The sequence below is a fragment of the Euzebya tangerina genome, from assembly GCF_003074135.1.
In the GTDB taxonomy this organism is placed as follows: domain Bacteria; phylum Actinomycetota; class Nitriliruptoria; order Euzebyales; family Euzebyaceae; genus Euzebya; species Euzebya tangerina.
Genome location: NZ_PPDK01000001.1, coordinates 836,849 through 855,512, shown reverse-complemented (window position 1 = coordinate 855,512; position 18,664 = coordinate 836,849). Strand labels below are relative to the sequence as shown.

The window sequence follows — 18,664 nt, the reverse complement described above, 5'->3', positions numbered from 1 at the left end:
GACACAGCCCCCGCAAGACCCCATCAGTCGAAGTTCTTGAAGTACCGGCTCGCCGTCGGCCCGCGCTGCCCCTGGTACTTCGACCCCAACGCGGCGTCCCCGTACGCGACCGACGCTTCTTGGTCCAGCTGGAAGAAGGCCAGCTGTCCGATCTTCATGCTGGGGTAGATGGCGATGGGGAGGTTGGCGACGTTGGAGAGCTCGAGCGTCAGCCAGCCCGAGAACCCCGCATCCACGAACCCGGCGGTCGCGTGCACCAGCAGACCCAGACGGCCCAGGCTGCTCTTCCCCTCGATGCGGGCCACCAGGTCGGTCGGAAGCGTCACCTTCTCCAACGTTGACCCCAGGACGAACTCGCCCGGATGGAGGATGAACGGCTGGTCCTCCTCGACGGTGATGGACTCGGTGAGGTCCGGCTGAGGGTCTCGCACATCGATGTAGGGATAGAGGTGGTTGTTGAAGACCCGGAACTCTGCGTCCACCCGCAGGTCGATGCTGGAGGGCTGGATGGCGTCCTCGCCCAGCGGATCGACGGCGATCCGGCCCTCCTCGAGGGCGGCACGGATGGTGGTGTCGGACAGGATCACGGGTGCGTCAACCTCAACGTCTGGAGTCGCAGCCGGCGAGGCACGCCGGCCGGAGTGCGCCGCAGTCTAGACACGGGGGTTCACACGCCGGCGCTCCTCCACGAACTCGGGCCGACTTCTGGTGCGCCAACCAACTCAGGCCACGCTTGGTTTCTGCCGCTGCGGCTGGGCCGCATCGCCGGCGACCTCGACCGGCCGACACGGCACATCGTTGACGTGATCCCGGTCGTCGGAGGATCTGCGCCATGATGGAGGTGTCGCGGCCCTGGTGATTCACGCTCACTTGAGCCGGAGAGAGCAAGCTACGGGAGGAGCAGTCAGCTATGGAGGAGCAGGGCATGGACGGACTCGTCACTCGGAATGCCGCCATCGTGGTAGCGCTGGTGTTCGCACTCGTCGGGGCCGTGGTCCCGGCGGCGGCGCAGACCGCTGGCGGGGACGACCCGGCGACACGGCAGCCGTCGCTGGTGTCGAACGAGTCGTGCTTCGGCCTCGACACCTCCACCGAACTGCAGACGCTGCAGACCATCAGGGAGGTGAACTGCTTCGAACTGGAGGTGCCGCTGTTCCACGACGCGCCGCAGGATGGGACGGCCACACTGGCGGTCGCGGTCCTCTCCGCAGTGGGTGAGCCGACGGGGCCACCAATCCTCAAGCTGACCGGTGGTCCGGGTGAGCCGGCCATCCCGCTGGGACTGACCTTGTTCGGGCTGGCGGCCTCGGCGACCCTCGGGCCGGAGGGGGTGTCCCGCGACGTGGTTCTGCTGGACCAGCGGGGCACCGGGTACAGCCAGCCCAACCTGGACTGCCCCGAGATCGGGGCCGGTGTGGGCGGTGGCAGTTGGATTGCTCAGCCGTCGCCGGTGGATGACGCGCAGACCTTCCTGCAGGAGCAGGGGGAGTCCCCGTTCCTGGCTGCCGTCCAAGCCTGTCGCGACCGTCTGGCTCAGATCACTGACCTCGACGCCTTCACGACCCTGAATAACGCGCGGGATGTGGAGTTGCTGCGACAGGCGCTCGGCGAGGACCAGTTGACGCTGTACGGGACGAGCTACGGCTCGAAGCTGGCGTTGCGGGCGATGGCGCTGTTCCCCGACTCGTGGGACCGGGTGATCCTGAACTCGCCGATCCCAGGTGACGCCAACTTCGTGGAGGAGTTGCCGCCGTCCTACGACGAGGCCCTCGCCGCCGTCGCTGCAGCCTGTGATGCGGATCCGCGGTGCACCTTCGACGGTCTGCTGGAGCGGGCCGGTGCTGCCGTCACGGAGTTGGCGTCCTCGCCCGTCACCGTGTCCGTGCCGAGCCCGGTGGCCGGTGGCCCGGAGGTGTCGCTGACCCTCACGGCGAACCTCGTCGCCTCCGCCCTGTACAACCTGCACTACCTGGACGAGGCGCCCATTGCGCCACTGCTCGATGCCCTCGGTGACCGGGACTATGAGGCCTTCGCGTTCACGCTGGGAACCAGCGCGGACGGGCCCCCCTTGGTCGTCCAGCCTCCCTCCTCCGGTGAGGAGGGCCCGCTGCCATCCGCCTACGGGATGCAGCTGTCCAACATCTGCGCCGAGGAGTTCGGTCTGGCCGACCCTGAGGCGGCAGCGGCCAACCAGGCCGCCGCCAGCCCGCTGGCGCAGGCGTTCGCCGCCGCGCCGTTCAGCGGTGCGATCAGCGCGCCGGTGTGTGAGATCTGGGATGTCGCGACCGCCGACCCCACCACGCTGACCAGCGTCGAGAGCGACATCCCGGCGCTGGTCGTCGGCGCTGCCTTCGATCAGATCACCCCGGCCAGCTACGTGGGCCGGACCGCGCAGACTCTGAGTGCCGCGGTCGAGGTCGTGGTGCCGGACGGCGTCCACGCGCCCCTGATCGGGCTGGGCTCATGTGGCGGGCAGGTGGTCTCATCCTTCCTGGGTGCCGGGGTTGACGTGACGGTGCCGGCATGTGCCGTGCAGGGTGTGCCGACCTTCGACGCGATCGTGCCGGACGCTCCGACGATCGGGGCCGAGCGCCTGAGTGGGGCGAGCCGATACGCGACCGCGGCGGCGACCAGTCGGTTCACGTTCCCGGGTGGAGCGCCACTGGTGCTGGTGGCCAGCGGGGAGAACTTCGCCGACGCGCTGTCCGGTGGTGCGGCGGCCGGATCGATCGGGGCACCGCTGCTGCTGACCGCGGGTGAGAGCCTGCCGGCCGAGACGGCGGCAGAGCTCGCCCGCTTGCAGCCCGAGCAGGTCGTCATCATCGGTGGGCCGAACGCCGTGAGCAGTCCCACGTTCCGGGCGATCCGGGATGCATCGGGTGCGGACGTCGGTCGGGTGTTCGGGCCGACGCGCTTCGACACGGCCGCCCGGGTGGCCGATCTGTTCTTCACCGACCCGGGCACCGTGTGGATCACGACGGGTCTGGACTTCCCCGACGCCCTGTCGGCGGGAGCGGTGGCGGCCACGGCCAAGCAGCCCGTGCTGCTGATGGGTGAGTCGGTGCCGGAGTCGGCGGCCGTGTACCTGGGCGAGGTCCGGCCTGACTCGCTCGTCGTTGTCGGTGGCAGTAGTGCGGTGTCGTCGCGGACGGCACAGGACGCCAGTCGCGCGGCCGGCCAGGCGACGCTGGAGCGGATCGCCGGCGAGAACCGGTTCGAGACCTCGGCGGCCGTGGCCGAGGTGTTCCCGGACACGGGGTCCCGCATCGCCGCCGTGGTGGTGGAGGGCAGTTCGTTCGCCGATGCGCTGTCGGCGACCACGATGGCGGCCGGCCGGGCGCCCCTGGTCCTGTCGGGCCTCCAGCGGGTTCCGACGGCGGTGGCGGAGTCGGTGGCGGACCGTCCCGGATCGATCGTCGTGGTTGGCGGTGAGGCGGCGCTGCCCGACCCGGCGATCGTGCAGCTGATCCAGTCCCGCCCACCGGTGCTCCCGGCGACGCAGGGCTGACCCCGCCGGCCAGCGCCGGTATGATCCCGTGTCCCCCGCGGGTGTAGTTCAATGGTAGAACACCAGCTTCCCAAGCTGGATACGGGGGTTCGATTCCCCTCACCCGCTCCACACGAAACTGCAGCTCACAATTGTTTATCGAACAATGGATCGTCCCACCCGCTGAACGAAGTGCGAACAGATGCGAACGGAAGAGCTAGACTGTGGCCTCCGACCGGGTTGTTGAGGAGGCGTGGTGGCCAGCATCCACAAGCGCGGAAGTTCGTTCGAAGTCCGCTATCGGGACCCCAAGGATGGGACCAATCGCTCGAAGGCCTTCGGGTCACACCGCGAAGCAGCGGCATTTCGAGCCAGTGTCGAAGTTGACGTCGCCACCGGACAGTACGTGTCTCCAGTCGAGAGCAATAGGCGGTTCGTAGAGGCGCTGAGGACGTGGCTCGACACGAAGACACGGAGGGCTGACTACGAGCAGACGCTCTTGAGCATCTCTCGGAAGTGGATCGGTCTCCCGTATGACGATGGGGAGGTGCGTCCCGCGACGGACGGACGACCGTTCGCCGACCTGCCGCTGGGGGCTATCAGCGCCGCAGATATAGAAGACGTCCTGCGGCAAATGAAGCATGCCGGTCGGTCCTCCGCATACCGGCGCAAGTGCTATCAGATCATCGATGGAACCTTCAAGCTGGCGATCACCCAGCGGCGGCTCACATTCAATCCATGCACGGCGATAGCCGAGGTGCCGTCGCCGGCGCCACGCCGCAAGGCGAAGCCGATACCCGACGTCGTCATTCGCCAGCTCATCGACCAGTTGCGCTTCGAACGAGACCGCGTGTTCGTCATGTGGCTCGCCTACACGGGCTGTCGTCCTGTCGAAGCCTTGGCGCTCCGGGTCGGTGACCTGGACCTCGAAAGGCGCCGGGTCACAGTCCAGACGGCCAAGGGGCACGATGACCACGAGCGGACCAGAGTCATCGGGCTAGCAGAGCCGCTCATGGACGTGTTGCAGGCGTACTCGGAGGGGCGGTCAGCTGACCAGTGGCTGTTCCCGGATCGCAGGACGCCGGACCAATCCTTCGGCTTGACCGCTTGGCGAAACAATGTCTGGAATCCGGCGAAGAAGGCCATTGGCCAACCGAGGATCCAGCCGTATGACCTGCGGCACACGTGCGCATCCCGTCTTCTGGCGAATGGCGCGACGATGGTCGACGTTGCCAGGTGGCTCGGTCACGAGAAGGTCTCGACGACTTCGGACATCTATGCCCATCTGCTCGATGAGGACAAGCACGCCGACCGCCTCGCTGCACTCCTGACGTAGGACTCGGTGGTGTCAATTGATGTAGGTCACCCTCGACCGTGAGACTAGGGCCCCAACCTCGTCTGGCTTGAAGAGAATCCGCTCAGCAACCTTGAACGCGCTGAGACGCCCATCTCTCACCATTCGCCGGACGCTCTTCTGTGAGCATCGCAGCATGTCGGCTACCTCGGGCAGGGTTAGGAGGCGCGTCGAAGCGATGTGCTTGTTCAATCGGCGGACAATCTCGTCAGCAAGTTGACCTACATCCGGGGAGACGGGGTCTGCGCTCGTGAGCCAGTGCAGTTCGTCTTTGAGCGGTGGAACGACGATGGCCATCCGTGCTGCTCCGTTCGGGCCGGCGAACTGGTACACCCGGTAGGTGCTCCGACGGTCCCTGGATCTAGCGGGAGCCCAACTGACAGGCCGATCGCGGATGTGATCTGGCCATCTTGCAGGAGGGCAGCAGACTCCAGTCCGCACGTTCGCGAGGACAAGATGATGGTCCCGCCCAGAACACCACGAGGCCGTGGTGGCCGGCCTCGGCCCGGGGGGGGCCGGTGGCACCGCATTCTGCGATCACACTGGAGCAATCAGCGCCCAAGGGGGGACTTGGCCGGCAACGGGTGGAAATTCCGTCATCCGACCGGGATCAGGTAGATGACGGTGAAGATGACGATCCAGACGATGTCGACGAAGTGCCAGTACAGGCCGACCAGCTCCACGGTCTCGGTGTGCTTGTCGGCGGTGATGCCGCCGCGCAGCGACAGGGCCCAGAGGATGACCAGCATGACGACGCCGACGGTGACGTGGATGCCGTGGAAGCCGGTGAGCATGAAGAAGGACACGCTGAACGGGCTGGTCTCGAGCTTGAAGCCCTCTTCGACGAAGAAGGCGAACTCATACTTCTGACCCGCCAGGAACACCATTCCCATGACAGCCGTCGCCAGCGTCCAGGTCTGGAAGCCGCGCATGTCGCGCTTGTGCAGGGCGTCCAGTGCCAGGACCATCCCGAGGGAGGACATCAGCAGGATGAACGTCGACGCTGACGTGAAGGGGATGTCGAAGACGTCGAAGGCGGTCAGCCCGCCGTTGGTCCGGTTCAGGTACAGCAGGTAGGTCGCGATCATCGCGCCGAAGAACAGGCACTCCGACCCGATGAAGGTCCACATGCCCAACTTCTCGTTGGACATCCCCAGGTTGGTGGCGTGCCCGTGGTCGGCCGCGCCGTGTTCAGCAGCGTCGACGGTGCTCATCAGTGGTCCTCCTCAGCGGAGGGCTCCAGCGCCCATCCGAGCATCGAGCCGAAGGTGAGGATCCCACCGACGGCGAAGAACGCCGTCATCGTGATGCGATCCTCGAAGAACACGCCGTAGGCGGCGATGGGTAGGCCGAGTGAGAGCAGCAGCGGGAACCAGGAGGGGTCCGGCATGTGGATGCCCAGTTCCTTCGCGGTCTTGCCGCTGACCCTGTCGCCGTACGGGCCACCCGGGTTCTCGTCGTCGGACCCTCCGGCCGCAACTCTGACCGGCGCGTCCTCGTCACTGGTGCTGGCGTACTTGCGGTACCACAGCTCGTCGTTGTCACTGATGACGGGGATGTCGTCGAAGTTGTGGACGGGCGGCGGGGAGGAGGTGAGCCATTCCACGCTCCTGGCGTCCCAGGGGTCGGCGCCGGCCGGCGGGTTGTTCCGGCTGACGATGATGTTGATGACGAAGATCGCGAAGGAAAGCGCGATCACCAACGAGCCGATTGATACGACGGCGTTCCAGAAGTTCCAGCCCATGCCGTCGGCGTAGGTGTAGTAGCGCCGCGGCATGCCGTTGAGGCCGAGGAGGTGCATCGGGGCGAAGGTCAGGTTGAACCCGATCAGCATCGACCAGAAGTGGAGCTTGCCGATCCGTTCGTTCAGGAGGCGCCCGAAGGCCTTGGGGAACCAGAAGTAGATGCCGCCGAACAGCCCGAACAGGGCGCCGCCGAACAGGACGTAGTGGAAGTGGGCGACGACGTAGTAGGTGTCGTGCTGCTGCGTGTCGTGCGGCACCAGCGAGTGCGTCACGCCGGACAGACCACCGATGGTGAACATCGACACCAGCCCGATGGCGAACAGCATCGGGGTGGTGAATCTGATCTGTCCACCCCACATCGTTCCGAGCCAGTTGAAGATCTTGATCCCCGTCGGAACAGCGATCAGCATCGTGGCGATTCCGAAGGCGGAGTCCGCGACCGGACCGAGTCCTGCGGTGAACATGTGGTGGGCCCACACTCCCCAGCCCAGGAAGCCGATGGCGATCCCGCTGAACACGATCGCTGAGTATCCGAACAGCGGCTTGCGGCTGAACACCGGCAGGATCTCGGAGACGATCCCGAAGGCCGGCAGGATCATGATGTAGACCTCGGGATGTCCGAAGAGCCAGAACATGTGCTCCCACAGGACGGGGTCTCCGCCGTTCAGCGGATCGAAGAAGGGACCGGCGAAGCGGATCTGGAACATCATCTGCCACAGGGCGATGCCGATGACTGGCATGGCGAAGAGCAGCAGGAACGCGGTGACGAAGCTCATCCAGCTGAACACGGGCATCCGCATCAGCGTCATGCCGGGTGCGCGCATGTTGAGCACGGTCGTAACGAAGTTGACCGCACTGGCCAGTGAGGCCACACCGGCGATCTGCAGACCCATGGAGTAGAAGAGCATCCGTGACTGCTGGATGGCGACCGCGTCAGACGCCAGGTTGCCGGCCGGGTCAGGGCCGACGAGGGCCTGCGGGAAGTAGGACACCCACGAGCCGTTGGGCGCGCCCTCGAAGAAGAAGCTGCTGTAGACGAACAGGCCGGCGACGACCCAGATCCACAGGCTGACCGCGTTGATGCGGGGGAAGGCGACGTCTCGTGCGCCCAGTTGTAGCGGCAGCAGGTAGTTGATGAACGCGGCGCCCAGCGGCATGACGACGAAGAAGATCATGGTCAGGCCGTGCATGGTGAAGACCTGGTTGTACAGGTCCGCGGAGAGGACCTCACCGTTGGGTGTGGCCAGCTGGGCCCGGATGAGCAGGGCTTCCAGCCCACCGACGACGAAGAAGATCAGCGCCCCGATCCCGTACATGATGCCGATCTTCTTGTGGTCGACCGTGGTCAACCACGACAGGGCACCGGTGGTCTTGGTGGGCCGCGGGAAGATCCCGCGGCGGCGCGGAAGCGTCCCGGTGGAGGGGTTCTCTGCGATGGCGGTCACGAGCTACTCCAGCGTTGCGAGGTAGGCGATGATGGCGTCGAGCTGTTCTCCGTCGACCGGGGCACCGTCGACTTGGGTGGCGGGCATGTGGGAGCCCGGCTTGATGGCGGAGGAGTTGCGGATCCACGCACGGAGGTTCTCCATGGCCTGGTCGGGGTCTTCGACCTGCTCGCCGAACGGCGAATCGAAGATGTACCCGGCGAATGCCTCGCGGGCCGCGAAGTGGGTCAGGTCCGGCCCGACACGCGAGGGTGCATCAGGATCCACGTCAGGATGACCCGTGATGTTGTGACACCCGATGCAGGCCCCGCTCACGAACAGCTCCTGACCCTGCTGGACCAGCTCGTCCTGTGCCAGCAGTGCCGGCTCCTGCTGCGAAGCCACCCAGGCCTCGTAGTCCTCAGGGGAGTGGGCGATCACGGTGAAGCGCATGTTGGCGTGCGACAAACCGCAGAACTCCGCACAGTTGCCCGGGTACACGCCGGGCTCGTCGGCCTGGATGCGCATCTCACGGATGGCGCCGGGCACGTAGTCTCGCTTGCCGGCTAGCGAGGGGACCCAGAAAGAGTGCATCACGGGTGGCTGCCCGTACACGGTGGTGTTGCCCGGCTCGGAGCCGTCGAGGCGGATGTAGATGTCCCGCCCGGTCGGGATGTGCAGCTCCGACGCCGTCCAGATGCCGGCCTCCTCGTAGCGGAACTCCCACCAGTACTGCTTGCCGACAACGTCGATGATCAGCGAGTCAGGGTCGGGCTCGCGGGCCAGGTCGAAGATGGTCTGCACGGTCGGGATGGCGATCACGACCAGGATCAGCGCCGGGATGATGGTCCAGACGATCTCCAGGCGGGTGTTGCCGTGTGTCTGGACCGGCAGCTCCTCCTGCCCCTTGTCCCGGAATCGGACCAGGATGTAGGCCAGACCGGCGAAGACGAGGACGAACACCCCGATGGCGATCGGGTAGGCCAGATCCCACAGCGCGTCCTGAGCTTCCGCGACCGGCCCGAACGGCTGCAGCGCGTCGGCGGGCAACTCGCGTCCCGGATCAGGCCCGGGGATCGCACTGCTGGGGCTGCCGTCGAAATCCCTAGAGCAGCCAGCCGCGAGCACGATGAGGCCACAAACTGCGGCTACTGGACGGGCCCATCGAGTGGGGTTGTGGGGCATTGGTGCAAATACTACAGGATTGTAGTGGGTGTGTGCGCCGCCCCTCTCTGACGGGTAGACCTGCTGCCGAGGTTGAACGTCAAGGGCAGCCGTCAGGCCTCTGAGACTCCGAAGTTTCAAGCACCCTGTCAGGTGTGCACGCAGCCGGTTGAGGACGAGCGTCGGTACAACACCACCGCGTCAGAACACGAGGAACTGTGCTCTTGACCCGAGGGACCGGCAGGCCCACCCAGATCGCAACTGCCCGATGGACATGCTGTCCCCCTCTTCCCAAACCACGCGAAGATGCGCGGTGATCAGGGCGGGGAGGTCGTCGCGTTAGTGGTCAGCGACGACTTGGTCGAACGCGGTGCCCGAAGGGACTCTGAATTGCTCATCCGGCACCGCAGCCTACCGACAGAGCCCCGAGACCAAGGGGAACGGATTCACTGGACTGCCGCCGCCAGGGTGGAACTGGAAGTGCAGATGAGGTGGTGTGGAACGAGCGTTGCCGCTGTTGCCGGTGGCGCCCACCAACTGCCCGACTGATATGCGCTGTCCCTCTGACACGTATGCGGCCGACAGGTGGGCGTAGTAGTAGCGGTTTCCGAGATCGTCGATGATTCGCAGGGCCACACCACCAAGACCCCCGTTGCTGACCCGTCCCACGACGCCGTCTGCGATTGCGTACTGCGGCACGCCACGAGCCGCGAACATGTCTGCCCCTTGATGACTGCGGCCGCCGGAACGGGGGAAGCCCCAGGAGTCGATGAAGCCGTTTGGTTGACCCAGCGGACATGTCATGGCCTGCGTGCCGCCGTTGACAGTCGCCTGTCGAACGGGTGAGGTTCCGGTCACACCGATGAGTGCCGAACTGCCGACGCCGTCCGAGGCCGCGAGCTGTGCGGATGCGGTCGCAGCATCGGCCGCAGCCACCCGGGCTTCGGCTGCGGCTTGTGCATCCGCCTGGGCTGCAGCGAGGAGGCTCTCAGCTTGCGCGACCTCGTTGGTCGCCGTGTCGAGCGCCTCGTTGAACGTGTCGGATAGATTCTCGAGATCGGCCATGGCAGCAGCAGTCCCGTTGGCGATCCCACGAGCAGTGCTCACGTCAGTCACGACCTGTTGACCTTGGCGAACCAGCGCCTCGGCAATGCCTCCGCGGTTGGCTGCGACGCGTTGCATGACCGCACTGGAGTGGAGTGCGCTGCTGGCATCGGGTGCCAGCAGGAATGCGCCAGAGACCCGTGCAAGGTCCAGGCCCGGCTGCATGTAGGCGGAACGAATTTGGTCCGCCTGAGCACGGACCGCGGCTTGCGCTTCGGATTCTGCCTGCTCGATGAGGCCGTCGGCACCCGCAAGTTCGCCTGACAAGCGTTCGGAGTGAGCTCGCGCAGACTCGAAGTCGCGGGCTAGATCGTCGAGTCGCTGGGTGATCGCTTCCCGTTGGGCCATCGACTGCTCGAGAAGCGCCTCGGCCTGCCCGATCCGGCCGAGTTCCTCAGCGGTCAGATCCGCAGGAGCCACTTGCTCGACGCCCTCGTCCCCGACCGCAGGCTGGGCCTGCTGGGCGACGCCGGGGGTAGGAAGCGCCAGGACGCCGAAGACGAGCGTTGTCGTCAGTACGTGTCGCCATGGGCGGCGTTGAAGATGTGCCACGCTGGGCTCATCGGCATCTCCGCCGAGCACTTGAGTGGCGTGTCACCTCCGAGAACGCTGGTTCAGCCACCTGGCATGCCCGGGTCGGATCCAGGGCGAGGAACCGCCCGCGGACGTGATGACGTTCGGCGGAGTAGTGGCCCTGCGTTGGGTGCGTATACCCCTTGGAGAAGTGAGTGTCGCGCCGAGAGATTGTTGAAGAGCTTGGTGCTGGGCATGACGCGCTGTGGTCTGCGACAAGTTGTTGTGGACGACGCGGTTGAGCATCCCGGTGATCGTCAACACCGGTGAGGTCCAGAACCTGTTCATCGAGCGACGAGGAGGGTTTCCATGCCGGCTTCTCGATGGCCGACGACGCCGCAGTAGAGGGTGTACTCGCCGGGTGGGATGGCGGGGAGTGGGTAGGGGGTTTGGTCGCCTGGGAGTATGGCGAGGTGGATGCGGATGTCGTTGGGGAGTCCTTCAACGCTGAAGTCGTGGGGTGCGGTGCCGTCATTGATGAGTTGGAGGGGGTAGCCAGGGGTGTCGGCTGGGATGACGACTGGTTGGGGGTCGTAGGCGAAGTCGGTCATGGTGAGCGTGTCGGTGGGCGCGTTGGGCGGTGCACAGCCAGTGGCTGTGGCCGACAACAGCACAGCGAGCACCATTCTGGTTTTCCATTTCACTGCTCGATCAGGCCAGCGGTTCGCTGTTGTTGGCGGACCCAGGCGACGATGTCGGCGACGTCCTGGTCGGACAGTCCGGGCTGTGGGGGCATCGGCCCGAAGTCCCAGTGGTGTGGCTGGACGCCGTTTCGGACGGCGAGGAGGAAGGCGCCGTCGGCGTGATGGGAGGGGATGTAGATGTCGCTCAGGAATGACGGTCCGTTGTCGGAGCCGCCGGCGTCGGGGCCGTGACACTGCGCGCAGTGCGCGGTGAACAGCTCTGCTCCGGCTGCGACGTCGCCGCTGCCGTCAAGGACCGGATTGGCGGCCGGAGGCGTTTCGGTGGCGCAGGCCGTCAGAGCCACCGTTGTGGCCAGCAGTACCAGCAGTCGGCGCATACTCCCCCAGAGTACATAGTTCGAGGCTTGTCGGGTCATGGGGAGAGCCGAACGAGCACGGCGGTCAGGGCAAGAACGGCCACGAACAGGACCAACTCGATGCCGACGGTGCGCTGCATGCGTGTTTGTGCCTCCGTGTGTCCTGCGATGATGGCTGGAACCAGTTGGCGGTGGTTGTGTGCACCGATGGCGCCGAGCATGCCGACCAGGGCGACCTTGCCGAGCAGCAGCTGGCCGTAGCCTGTGGTGAACAGCGAGCTGATGCTGTCGAGCTCCACGACGGCAAGGGCGACGCCGGCGAGTGCAACGGTGGCCACGGCCACGGTTGCTGCGACGGAGAATCGGCTGACGACCGGGGCGGTTGGGCTGTGGCGTCGGCGGCGGGCAGCCATCACAGCGGCGAGGGCCAGGACCCCACCGGTCCAGACAGCTCCTCCCGTGATGTGGATCGCGTCGGCCACTCGAACGATCAGCGTCGGAGTGCTGGTGGCGGTGTGCCCCGTGAACTGAAACGATCCGATGAGTGCCACGGCACCAAGCCCCACCGCGATCTTGTGGGTGGTCCGGTCCATCCACCGTTCGTGTTGGGCGATGCCGCCGATGAGCATGGCAGAGCCGGCGCGGAGGAGTGTGGCCCAGAAGATGCCGCTGCCGATCACGATCCCCCAGGCATCACCGCTGAGGACCCCCGCGGCGCCGGTGCCGGCGATGACCGCGACATGGGCGGCGAACTGGATCGTCGTGGCGGTGGCGGTCAGTCCGCTGGTCACGATGACCAGGCGGCTCAGCACGTGCCGGTCTGCCAGCCCGTCGGGGTGGACTGCCAGGCCGAAGATGAGCACGCCGACAACGGCCAACGTGCCGACGAAGACCGCCCAGCGGCCGATGTCCTGGACGGTCTCGGCACCGGATTGCCTGGTCGTCTCAGCCTGTTGATCATTGATGGGTACGCCCAGGTCGACAGACGTAGGGGAGGCGATGGCGGCCAGCTCGTTGGGTTGGTCGGTTGGCGGAGCGGGGCTGGTGTCGGCCACTGCTGCTGCGGGCACTGCCGCTGCAGTCGGCTCCTCGGAACCTGAAGGTTGCGTGGAGTCGGGTTCGGCGGGTAGGCCAACGGTGATGGCGTAGGCACCTTCGATGGGGTGACCGTCGTTGCCGATGACTCGCCACTGGACGGAGTACTGGCCGGCCGACAGCGGGTCTGCGAGATCGGCCAGCACGGTGACGCCGTCGGGCTGCAACTGTGGTGTCGGTTGCGACGCGATGAGCCCGTCGGCTGACGTGAGGGCGACGCTGTCGGCCAAGACGTCGACGGGCTGGCCAAACCGGAGTTCGAGACGATCCACCACGCCGGTGACGGTTGAATCGGGCATGGGATCTGCGGACTCAAGCGCGGAGTGTGCCGCAGCTGGGCTGGCCGCCATCAGACCGGTGGTGGCGATCACCACCAGGGTCAGCAGGATGGGAATGGGCAGGGCGGGAAGATGTCGGGTCACGGTAGGAAGCCTCCTGGCGCAGTTGCAGATCTGGCGTTCGAGGTCGGGCGCATCACACAGCCGCTCCGCCATGCGGCAGAGCGGGGGCGCCCGCCAGATCTAGACGCGGAGGATGGTGGTTCCGCCGGGTGAGCGTGACCGCTGGCCTACGCCGCCCCCGCCAAACGGTCGCGTCGCGTGAAAGGGACGCTCCACCGCCCCATAGGCCACAACGGCAGCCAGCGCCAGCACCGTGGTGATACTGGCGCGTTGGTTGGGCAGGGATTCGCTCGCGTCACCGTGCTCGCCAGACGCAGTAGCGTCACCAGCGTGCCCGACATGGTCATCGCCATGGCCGACGTACTGGTGCTGGTGGCCCGCGAGGTCCGGCGGGTGGTCATGATTGACCAGCAGGCCAAGTCCCTGCAGCACGACGAGTGCTGCGGTGACGATGACCACGATCCCGCCGTTCACCCGCAGGAGTGTAGGACCGTGTGGTACCCCCCGCCAGTATCCTCCACGGACCTGACATCCCCTCACCCGCACCTGCTCGTCGGGCGGGTCGGTAGACTCGGGGGAGACGCTGTTGGCCGTGACGTGATGTGGACGATGCCTGATGTATGGCTATACCGAGAACAAGCAGGAGTACAAAGGGCGGCTGTCACGTATCGAGGGCCAGGTCCGCGGGTTGCAGCGGATGGTGGACGAGGACATCTACTGCATTGACATTCTTCAGCAGATCGCCGCGATAGACGGGGCACTGCAGAAGGTGGCGATCGGCCTGCTCAATGACCACCTGGGTCACTGTGTCACCGGCGCGGTCACCAGGGACGACCCAGCGGAGGTGGAGGAGTTGGTCGCGGAGGCCACGGCTGCGATCAGCCGACTCATCCGCGCCAACTAACTCTGGTCGGGCAGCCGCTGCAGGGCCCGCTCGATGATGGCGACGCAGGCGTGAGGGTGTGAGACGGGCAGGCCGTGGTCGGCTCCCGAGACGACCTCGGAACCAACCACCGGGGACAGGCCAGTCAGTGCATCGGTTCGACCGGGCACCGGCACCCCGTCCTGGTCCCCGTTGACCAACACGACCGGGACAGCCCGGGCCGCCAGCGTGGCCAGCGCGTCTGCGTAGCGGCTGTCCAGCACCAAGGATTGCAGACTACCCCGGTAGGCCGGCCAGGTATGGAGGACACCGTCGGCCGCGATTGCTCGGGGCCACTTGGGAGCCAGCAGCGGCCAAATCGTGCGAGCCAGGGCTCGGTGCTCACACATCCATCGACACAGACGCTCTGCGACGACACCTGTTGCGATCAGACGGGCCAGCGGGTCGGCCTCGCCGATGTAGGCCAGGCCCTCCTCCTCTGAGTCATACAGCGGCGCTGACATGGCCACGACCCCCACGGGGTTGGCAAGGACGGCCGCCACCTTCAGCGCCAGGACGGCCCCCATGGAGTGACCGACCAACAACAGTGGCCGCTCTGCCACACCCAGTCCGCGGAGTGTGTCGATGACCGCCTGGACGTGCTCCTTTGCGGTGTAGTCGGCACGCTGCACGAACATCGACCCGCCAAAACCGAGTAGATCAGGCACCACGACAGGGACGGAGAGGTCGTCGTAGGCAGCGCCGAAGCTGCCCCCCGACGCGGTGATGCCGTGCAGCAGCACCACGAGGGGCCCGTCGGCGTCCAAGGGTGTGGCGCTGGCTGCCAACGGACCGCCCAACACCGGGTCACGGTCAGCTGGCTCCCAGCTGCGGACCGACGCCGACAGGCGGTGGATGAGCTGCCACATCGCGGTCAGGCCCAACCCGCCGAGGATCAGCCGGACGGGGGTACGCACACGTCACCGGTAGTCATCGTGGTCTCCTTACCCATCGTGCGAACGGACATCGGGCGGATAGGCCGTATGTACTCCCCCGCAGTACCCTACTAGGATGGAGATCCGATTCACCCGACCCGCTCGTCGCGTCGCCATGTCCTGCCTTTGGCTGGTGCTGATCGCCGGCTGCTCGACACCCCAGACCGTCGCCGACCCTTCCCCGTATGCAACAGAGGCGTTGTCTGCGTACAACCAGGTCGATGTGGGCTTTGCGCAGATGATGATCCCTCACCACGCTGACGCGATCGCGATGGCACAGGTGCTCCTGGAGACCGACGGGGTCGACCCCGAGATACGGGAGATCGCCGCGGCCATCGACGAGGCGCAACGTGCAGAGAACGCCACGATGAACCAGTGGCTCGCAGCACGGCAGGAGCAGACCGTCCAGGAGACAGCGGGGATGGCGTTTGACCCCGCAGCGATCCGCGAGGCGACGGCGACGGAGGTGGAGACGGCGTTCTTGGAACAGATGATCCTCCACCATGAGCACGGTACCGGCATGGCTCGCCAGGCCGCGGCGCAAGGTCAGTCCTCGACCATGATCGAACTCAGCGAGTCGATGGTCGAGATGCAGACACGTGAGGTCCAGCAGATGCGACAACACCTGACCCGATGAACCACGACGCCGCGTCGGTTCAGTTGACGTCGTCGGTTGTGGTGCCCTCGGTGAGCAGCGTGTCCAGGTAGGGCAGCAGTTGGGCGGTGTTGACCGCCCCAAGCAGGGCGACACCTACCCGTTGATCAGCATCGATCAGGACCGTTGAGGGCAAGCCCTGCGGGGCGATCCCAGCGAACTGTGCGGCCATCACCGCGCCGTCATCGACCAAGCATGGATAGGTGACGCCGTGCACCCCGAGGCGACCATCGCAAGCAACATCAGGCACACCGACCGCAGCCTGGCTTGGCACGCGGACGGGTTCAGGCGTGGTCCAGGTCGACGCGGCGGAGCAGCTGTGCGTTGAGCGCCACGATGACCGTTGACAGGCTCATCAACGCGGCTCCCACGGCGATGGGGAGCACGAACCCGATGGGTGCCAGCAGCCCGCCGGCCAGCGGGATGGCCGCGATGTTGTACCCGGCGGCCCACCACAGGTTCTGCACCATCTTGCGATACGTCGCCTCGCTCAGGTCGTGGATGGCCACGATCCCACGGGGATCATCGGAGGCCAGCACCAGCCCGGCAGACTCGATGGCCACATCGGTGCCAGCGCCGATGGCAACACCGACGTCAGCGCGTGCCAGTGCCGGGGCGTCGTTGACGCCGTCGCCCACCATGGCCACCGTCATCCCGCGGTCCTGCAGCTCTGCGACCTTGGCGTCCTTGTCCTCGGGCAGCACCTCGGCGAAGACCTCGTCGATGTCCAGATCCGCGGCGACGGCGTCGGCCACCTGCTGGGCATCCCCGGTGATCATCACGACCTGGATGTCTCGGTCGTGCAGCTCCTTCACCGCCTCGGCGGAGACGTCGCGGATCTCGTCCTCGAGCTCGATCGCACCGATCACCTCACCGTCCGCGATGGCGTGCAGGACCGCCGCACCACGCTCGGCCCACCTATCCGTGGTCGACTGCAGGGAGTCGGGGGCCTGGACGGCCAGTTCCCGGAGCAGGGCGGGACCACCGACGGAGACCTCGCGACCATCCACGGTCGCCTGCACGCCACGTCCGGTCATCGACTCAAAGCCCTCCGCTGTGGGCAGCTCCCCCACTTCGTCTCTGGCCAGGGTGTGGATCGCGCGGGCCAGCGGGTGCTCTGAATCGGCCTCCACGGCTCCGACCAGAGACAGCAGCTCCTCGCGAGTGACGCCCTCGACCGTTGCCACATCGGTGACGACATGCTCACCTCGCGTCAACGTTCCGGTCTTGTCGAACAGCACCGCATCGACCAGACGGATGCGCTCCAGGGCACCGCGGTCCTTCACCAGGATCCCGTGGCTGGCCGACTTCGAGGTTGAGATTGCGGTCACCAGCGGGATGGCCAGACCCAGCGCGTGCGGGCACGCGATCACCAGCACCGCCACCGTCCGGTCCACCGCGTCGGTGGGCGCGCCCACGGCCAGCCACACCACAGCCGTGATGGCCGCGGCAGCGACGGCCACGTAGAACAGCAAGGCCGCGGCCCGATCAGCCAGCACCTGCGTTCGCGACTTCGACTCCTGCGCCTCAGCGACCATGCGTTGGATGCCCGCCAGGGTCGTGTCCTCCCCGATCGCATCCACCTCGACCCGGATCGAGGAGTCAGCCACCACACTGCCCGCCACGACCCGCTCCCCCTCGGTCCGGGGGACCGGCGTCGACTCGCCGGTGATCATCGACTCATCCACATCAGCCGAGCCATCGACCACCATCCCATCAGCCGGCACCCGCGCACCGGGGCGCACCAGCACGACATCCCCCTCTGACAGCTCGCTTACCGGGACGGTCTCGACGCTGCCGTCCTCCGACACCCGCTCGGCGTCGTCGGGCAGCAGCTCGGCCAACGCCTCCAGCGCCCCGCGGGCTTGACCGACCGCACGCATCTCCACCCAGTGTCCCAGCAGCATCACGTCGATCAGCAGTGCAAGCTCCCACCAGATCGCCCGAGAGAACACGCCCAACGCGTTGGCCATCGATGCCACGTAGGCCACCGTGATCGCCATCGCGATCAGCAGCATCATGCCCGGTTGCCGACTCCTGGCCTCCCCCACCCCACCCGTCAGGAACGGCCATCCTCCATAGAGGTACACCACCGTCCCGAGCACCGGCGCCACCCACATCGAGCCGGGGAAGTTGGGCGCCGTGAACCCCAACAGCTCCTGGACCCCCTCAGCGAAGACGAGGATCGGTACGCTGAGCACGAGCGAGAGCCACAGCCGATCACGAAACATGGCCGCGTGGTCATCGTGCCCGCCGTCTCCGTGCCCGCCGTGGTCGTCGTGCTGACCCTCGCCCTGGTCGGCCATTTCATCCTTCGTCATCTCACGTGTCCGATCACTCACCGTGTCCGCTCCCGCCCGACCACCGTCAGCAGCACACCCAAGGTCAGATCTACCCCCGCACAGAATGCGGGATACCACCACGCCGGTGGCACGGCGTCTGGCCGACCCAGCTGCGCCAGATCCCAGACGCCATGACCGGCGATCACCAGCGGCAACACGGCAGGCGCCATATGCGCCGCCGCATGAACAACCCCGGCGTACCCGATCGCGGCCGTGCTCTCAACGACGGCCGGACGCGGCTGACCAGACCGGATGGCCGCGCCCGCCCCGATGGCCCCCAACGCACTCCCGAGCTGCACCAACGCCAAACGGCCAACACGTGATGGCAACGCCCGATACACACCACTCAGCACCGCCCCGACCACCACCCCGGCCACGGCCGGCACAACAGCGCCCACCACGCCCTCTCGGGACGGGACCACCTCGCCCTTGGTAGGAAGAGACCCGCTCATCAGGCCACCCT

The 18,664-nt window shown here is 66.5% G+C and carries 18 protein-coding genes and 1 tRNA gene; 5 read left to right on the top strand and 14 right to left on the bottom strand.

The annotated features are described in order from the left end of the window. Positions 1–23: 23 nt before the first annotated feature. Positions 24–587, bottom strand: coding sequence for a dCTP deaminase (gene dcd / locus C1746_RS04045; protein ID WP_116713398.1), 564 nt, complete (start codon positions 585–587; stop codon positions 24–26). Between the two features lie 338 nt (positions 588–925). On the opposite strand from dcd, the gene C1746_RS04040 reads away from it, so the two are divergent. The 3 genes from C1746_RS04040 to C1746_RS04030 all read left to right on the top strand — a co-directional run bounded on the left by C1746_RS04040 (position 926) and on the right by C1746_RS04030 (position 4,823). Continuing rightward, positions 926–3,508, top strand: a complete 2,583-nt coding sequence (locus C1746_RS04040; protein ID WP_162867363.1) for an alpha/beta fold hydrolase — start codon at positions 926–928, stop codon at positions 3,506–3,508. 37 nt (positions 3,509–3,545) lie between these two features. After that, positions 3,546–3,619: transfer RNA gene (locus tag C1746_RS04035), tRNA-Gly, on the top strand. Between the two features lie 124 nt (positions 3,620–3,743). Continuing rightward, the gene (locus C1746_RS04030; RefSeq protein WP_162867362.1) at positions 3,744–4,823 is read left to right on the top strand and encodes a tyrosine-type recombinase/integrase; all 1,080 of its coding nucleotides are present in this window, start codon (positions 3,744–3,746) and stop codon (positions 4,821–4,823) included. A 12-nt stretch (positions 4,824–4,835) separates the two neighbouring features. Here C1746_RS04030 and C1746_RS04025 read toward each other — a convergent pair whose 3' ends face one another. The 9 genes from C1746_RS04025 to C1746_RS03985 all read right to left on the bottom strand — a co-directional run bounded on the left by C1746_RS04025 (position 4,836) and on the right by C1746_RS03985 (position 13,821). Continuing rightward, a complete protein-coding gene (locus C1746_RS04025; RefSeq protein ID WP_116713395.1) occupies positions 4,836–5,138 on the bottom strand; it encodes a helix-turn-helix domain-containing protein in 303 nt (100 codons plus the stop codon). A gap of 299 nt (positions 5,139–5,437) precedes the next feature. Continuing rightward, positions 5,438–6,055 carry a cytochrome c oxidase subunit 3 gene (locus tag C1746_RS04020; RefSeq protein ID WP_116713394.1) on the bottom strand — a complete coding sequence of 206 codons (618 nt, stop codon included), beginning with the start codon at positions 6,053–6,055 and terminating at the stop codon, positions 5,438–5,440. Then, a complete protein-coding gene (gene ctaD, locus C1746_RS04015) occupies positions 6,055–8,031 on the bottom strand; it encodes a cytochrome c oxidase subunit I (protein ID WP_205711700.1) in 1,977 nt (658 codons plus the stop codon). The genes C1746_RS04020 and ctaD overlap by 1 nt, the downstream gene beginning before the upstream one ends. A gap of 3 nt (positions 8,032–8,034) precedes the next feature. Next, entirely contained in the window at positions 8,035–9,060 is a 1,026-nt protein-coding gene (gene coxB / locus C1746_RS04010; protein ID WP_162867361.1) for a cytochrome c oxidase subunit II, read from the bottom strand. Positions 9,061–9,585: 525 nt separating this feature from the next. Next, complete coding sequence (locus tag C1746_RS04005; protein WP_162867360.1) at positions 9,586–10,830, bottom strand: M23 family metallopeptidase; 1,245 nt, start codon at positions 10,828–10,830, stop codon at positions 9,586–9,588. A 305-nt stretch (positions 10,831–11,135) separates the two neighbouring features. Then, entirely contained in the window at positions 11,136–11,477 is a 342-nt protein-coding gene (locus C1746_RS04000) for a cupredoxin domain-containing protein (protein WP_116713391.1), read from the bottom strand. Positions 11,478–11,491: 14 nt separating this feature from the next. Further along, a complete protein-coding gene (locus tag C1746_RS03995; protein ID WP_205711699.1) occupies positions 11,492–11,872 on the bottom strand; it encodes a c-type cytochrome in 381 nt (126 codons plus the stop codon). A gap of 35 nt (positions 11,873–11,907) precedes the next feature. Next, the gene (locus C1746_RS03990; protein ID WP_162867359.1) at positions 11,908–13,368 is read right to left on the bottom strand and encodes a copper resistance CopC/CopD family protein; all 1,461 of its coding nucleotides are present in this window, start codon (positions 13,366–13,368) and stop codon (positions 11,908–11,910) included. 99 nt (positions 13,369–13,467) lie between these two features. Beyond that, on the bottom strand, positions 13,468–13,821 hold the full coding sequence (locus tag C1746_RS03985; protein ID WP_116713388.1) for a hypothetical protein: 354 nt from the start codon (positions 13,819–13,821) through the stop codon (positions 13,468–13,470). Positions 13,822–13,963: 142 nt separating this feature from the next. Between C1746_RS03985 and C1746_RS03980 the strand changes: the two genes are divergently transcribed. Beyond that, positions 13,964–14,251 carry a metal-sensitive transcriptional regulator gene (locus C1746_RS03980; RefSeq protein WP_116713387.1) on the top strand — a complete coding sequence of 96 codons (288 nt, stop codon included), beginning with the start codon at positions 13,964–13,966 and terminating at the stop codon, positions 14,249–14,251. Here C1746_RS03980 and C1746_RS03975 read toward each other — a convergent pair. Continuing rightward, positions 14,248–15,186 (bottom strand): alpha/beta fold hydrolase, encoded by a 939-nt coding sequence (locus tag C1746_RS03975; protein ID WP_116713386.1) that lies wholly within the window; start codon positions 15,184–15,186, stop codon positions 14,248–14,250. The genes C1746_RS03980 and C1746_RS03975 overlap by 4 nt on opposite strands. Before the next feature lie 94 nt (positions 15,187–15,280). Between C1746_RS03975 and C1746_RS03970 the strand changes: the two genes are divergently transcribed. Continuing rightward, complete coding sequence (locus C1746_RS03970) at positions 15,281–15,841, top strand: DUF305 domain-containing protein (RefSeq protein WP_116713385.1); 561 nt, start codon at positions 15,281–15,283, stop codon at positions 15,839–15,841. 19 nt (positions 15,842–15,860) lie between these two features. Here the strand turns inward: C1746_RS03970 and C1746_RS03965 are convergent, their stop codons facing one another. From C1746_RS03965 to C1746_RS03955, 3 genes are all read right to left on the bottom strand, one after another. Beyond that, the gene (locus C1746_RS03965) at positions 15,861–16,031 is read right to left on the bottom strand and encodes a hypothetical protein (protein WP_162867358.1); all 171 of its coding nucleotides are present in this window, start codon (positions 16,029–16,031) and stop codon (positions 15,861–15,863) included. 112 nt (positions 16,032–16,143) lie between these two features. After that, a complete protein-coding gene (locus tag C1746_RS03960; RefSeq protein ID WP_205711698.1) occupies positions 16,144–18,180 on the bottom strand; it encodes a heavy metal translocating P-type ATPase in 2,037 nt (678 codons plus the stop codon). Between the two features lie 17 nt (positions 18,181–18,197). Continuing rightward, the gene (locus tag C1746_RS03955; RefSeq protein WP_116713383.1) at positions 18,198–18,653 is read right to left on the bottom strand and encodes a hypothetical protein; all 456 of its coding nucleotides are present in this window, start codon (positions 18,651–18,653) and stop codon (positions 18,198–18,200) included. Positions 18,654–18,664 lie beyond the last annotated feature (11 nt).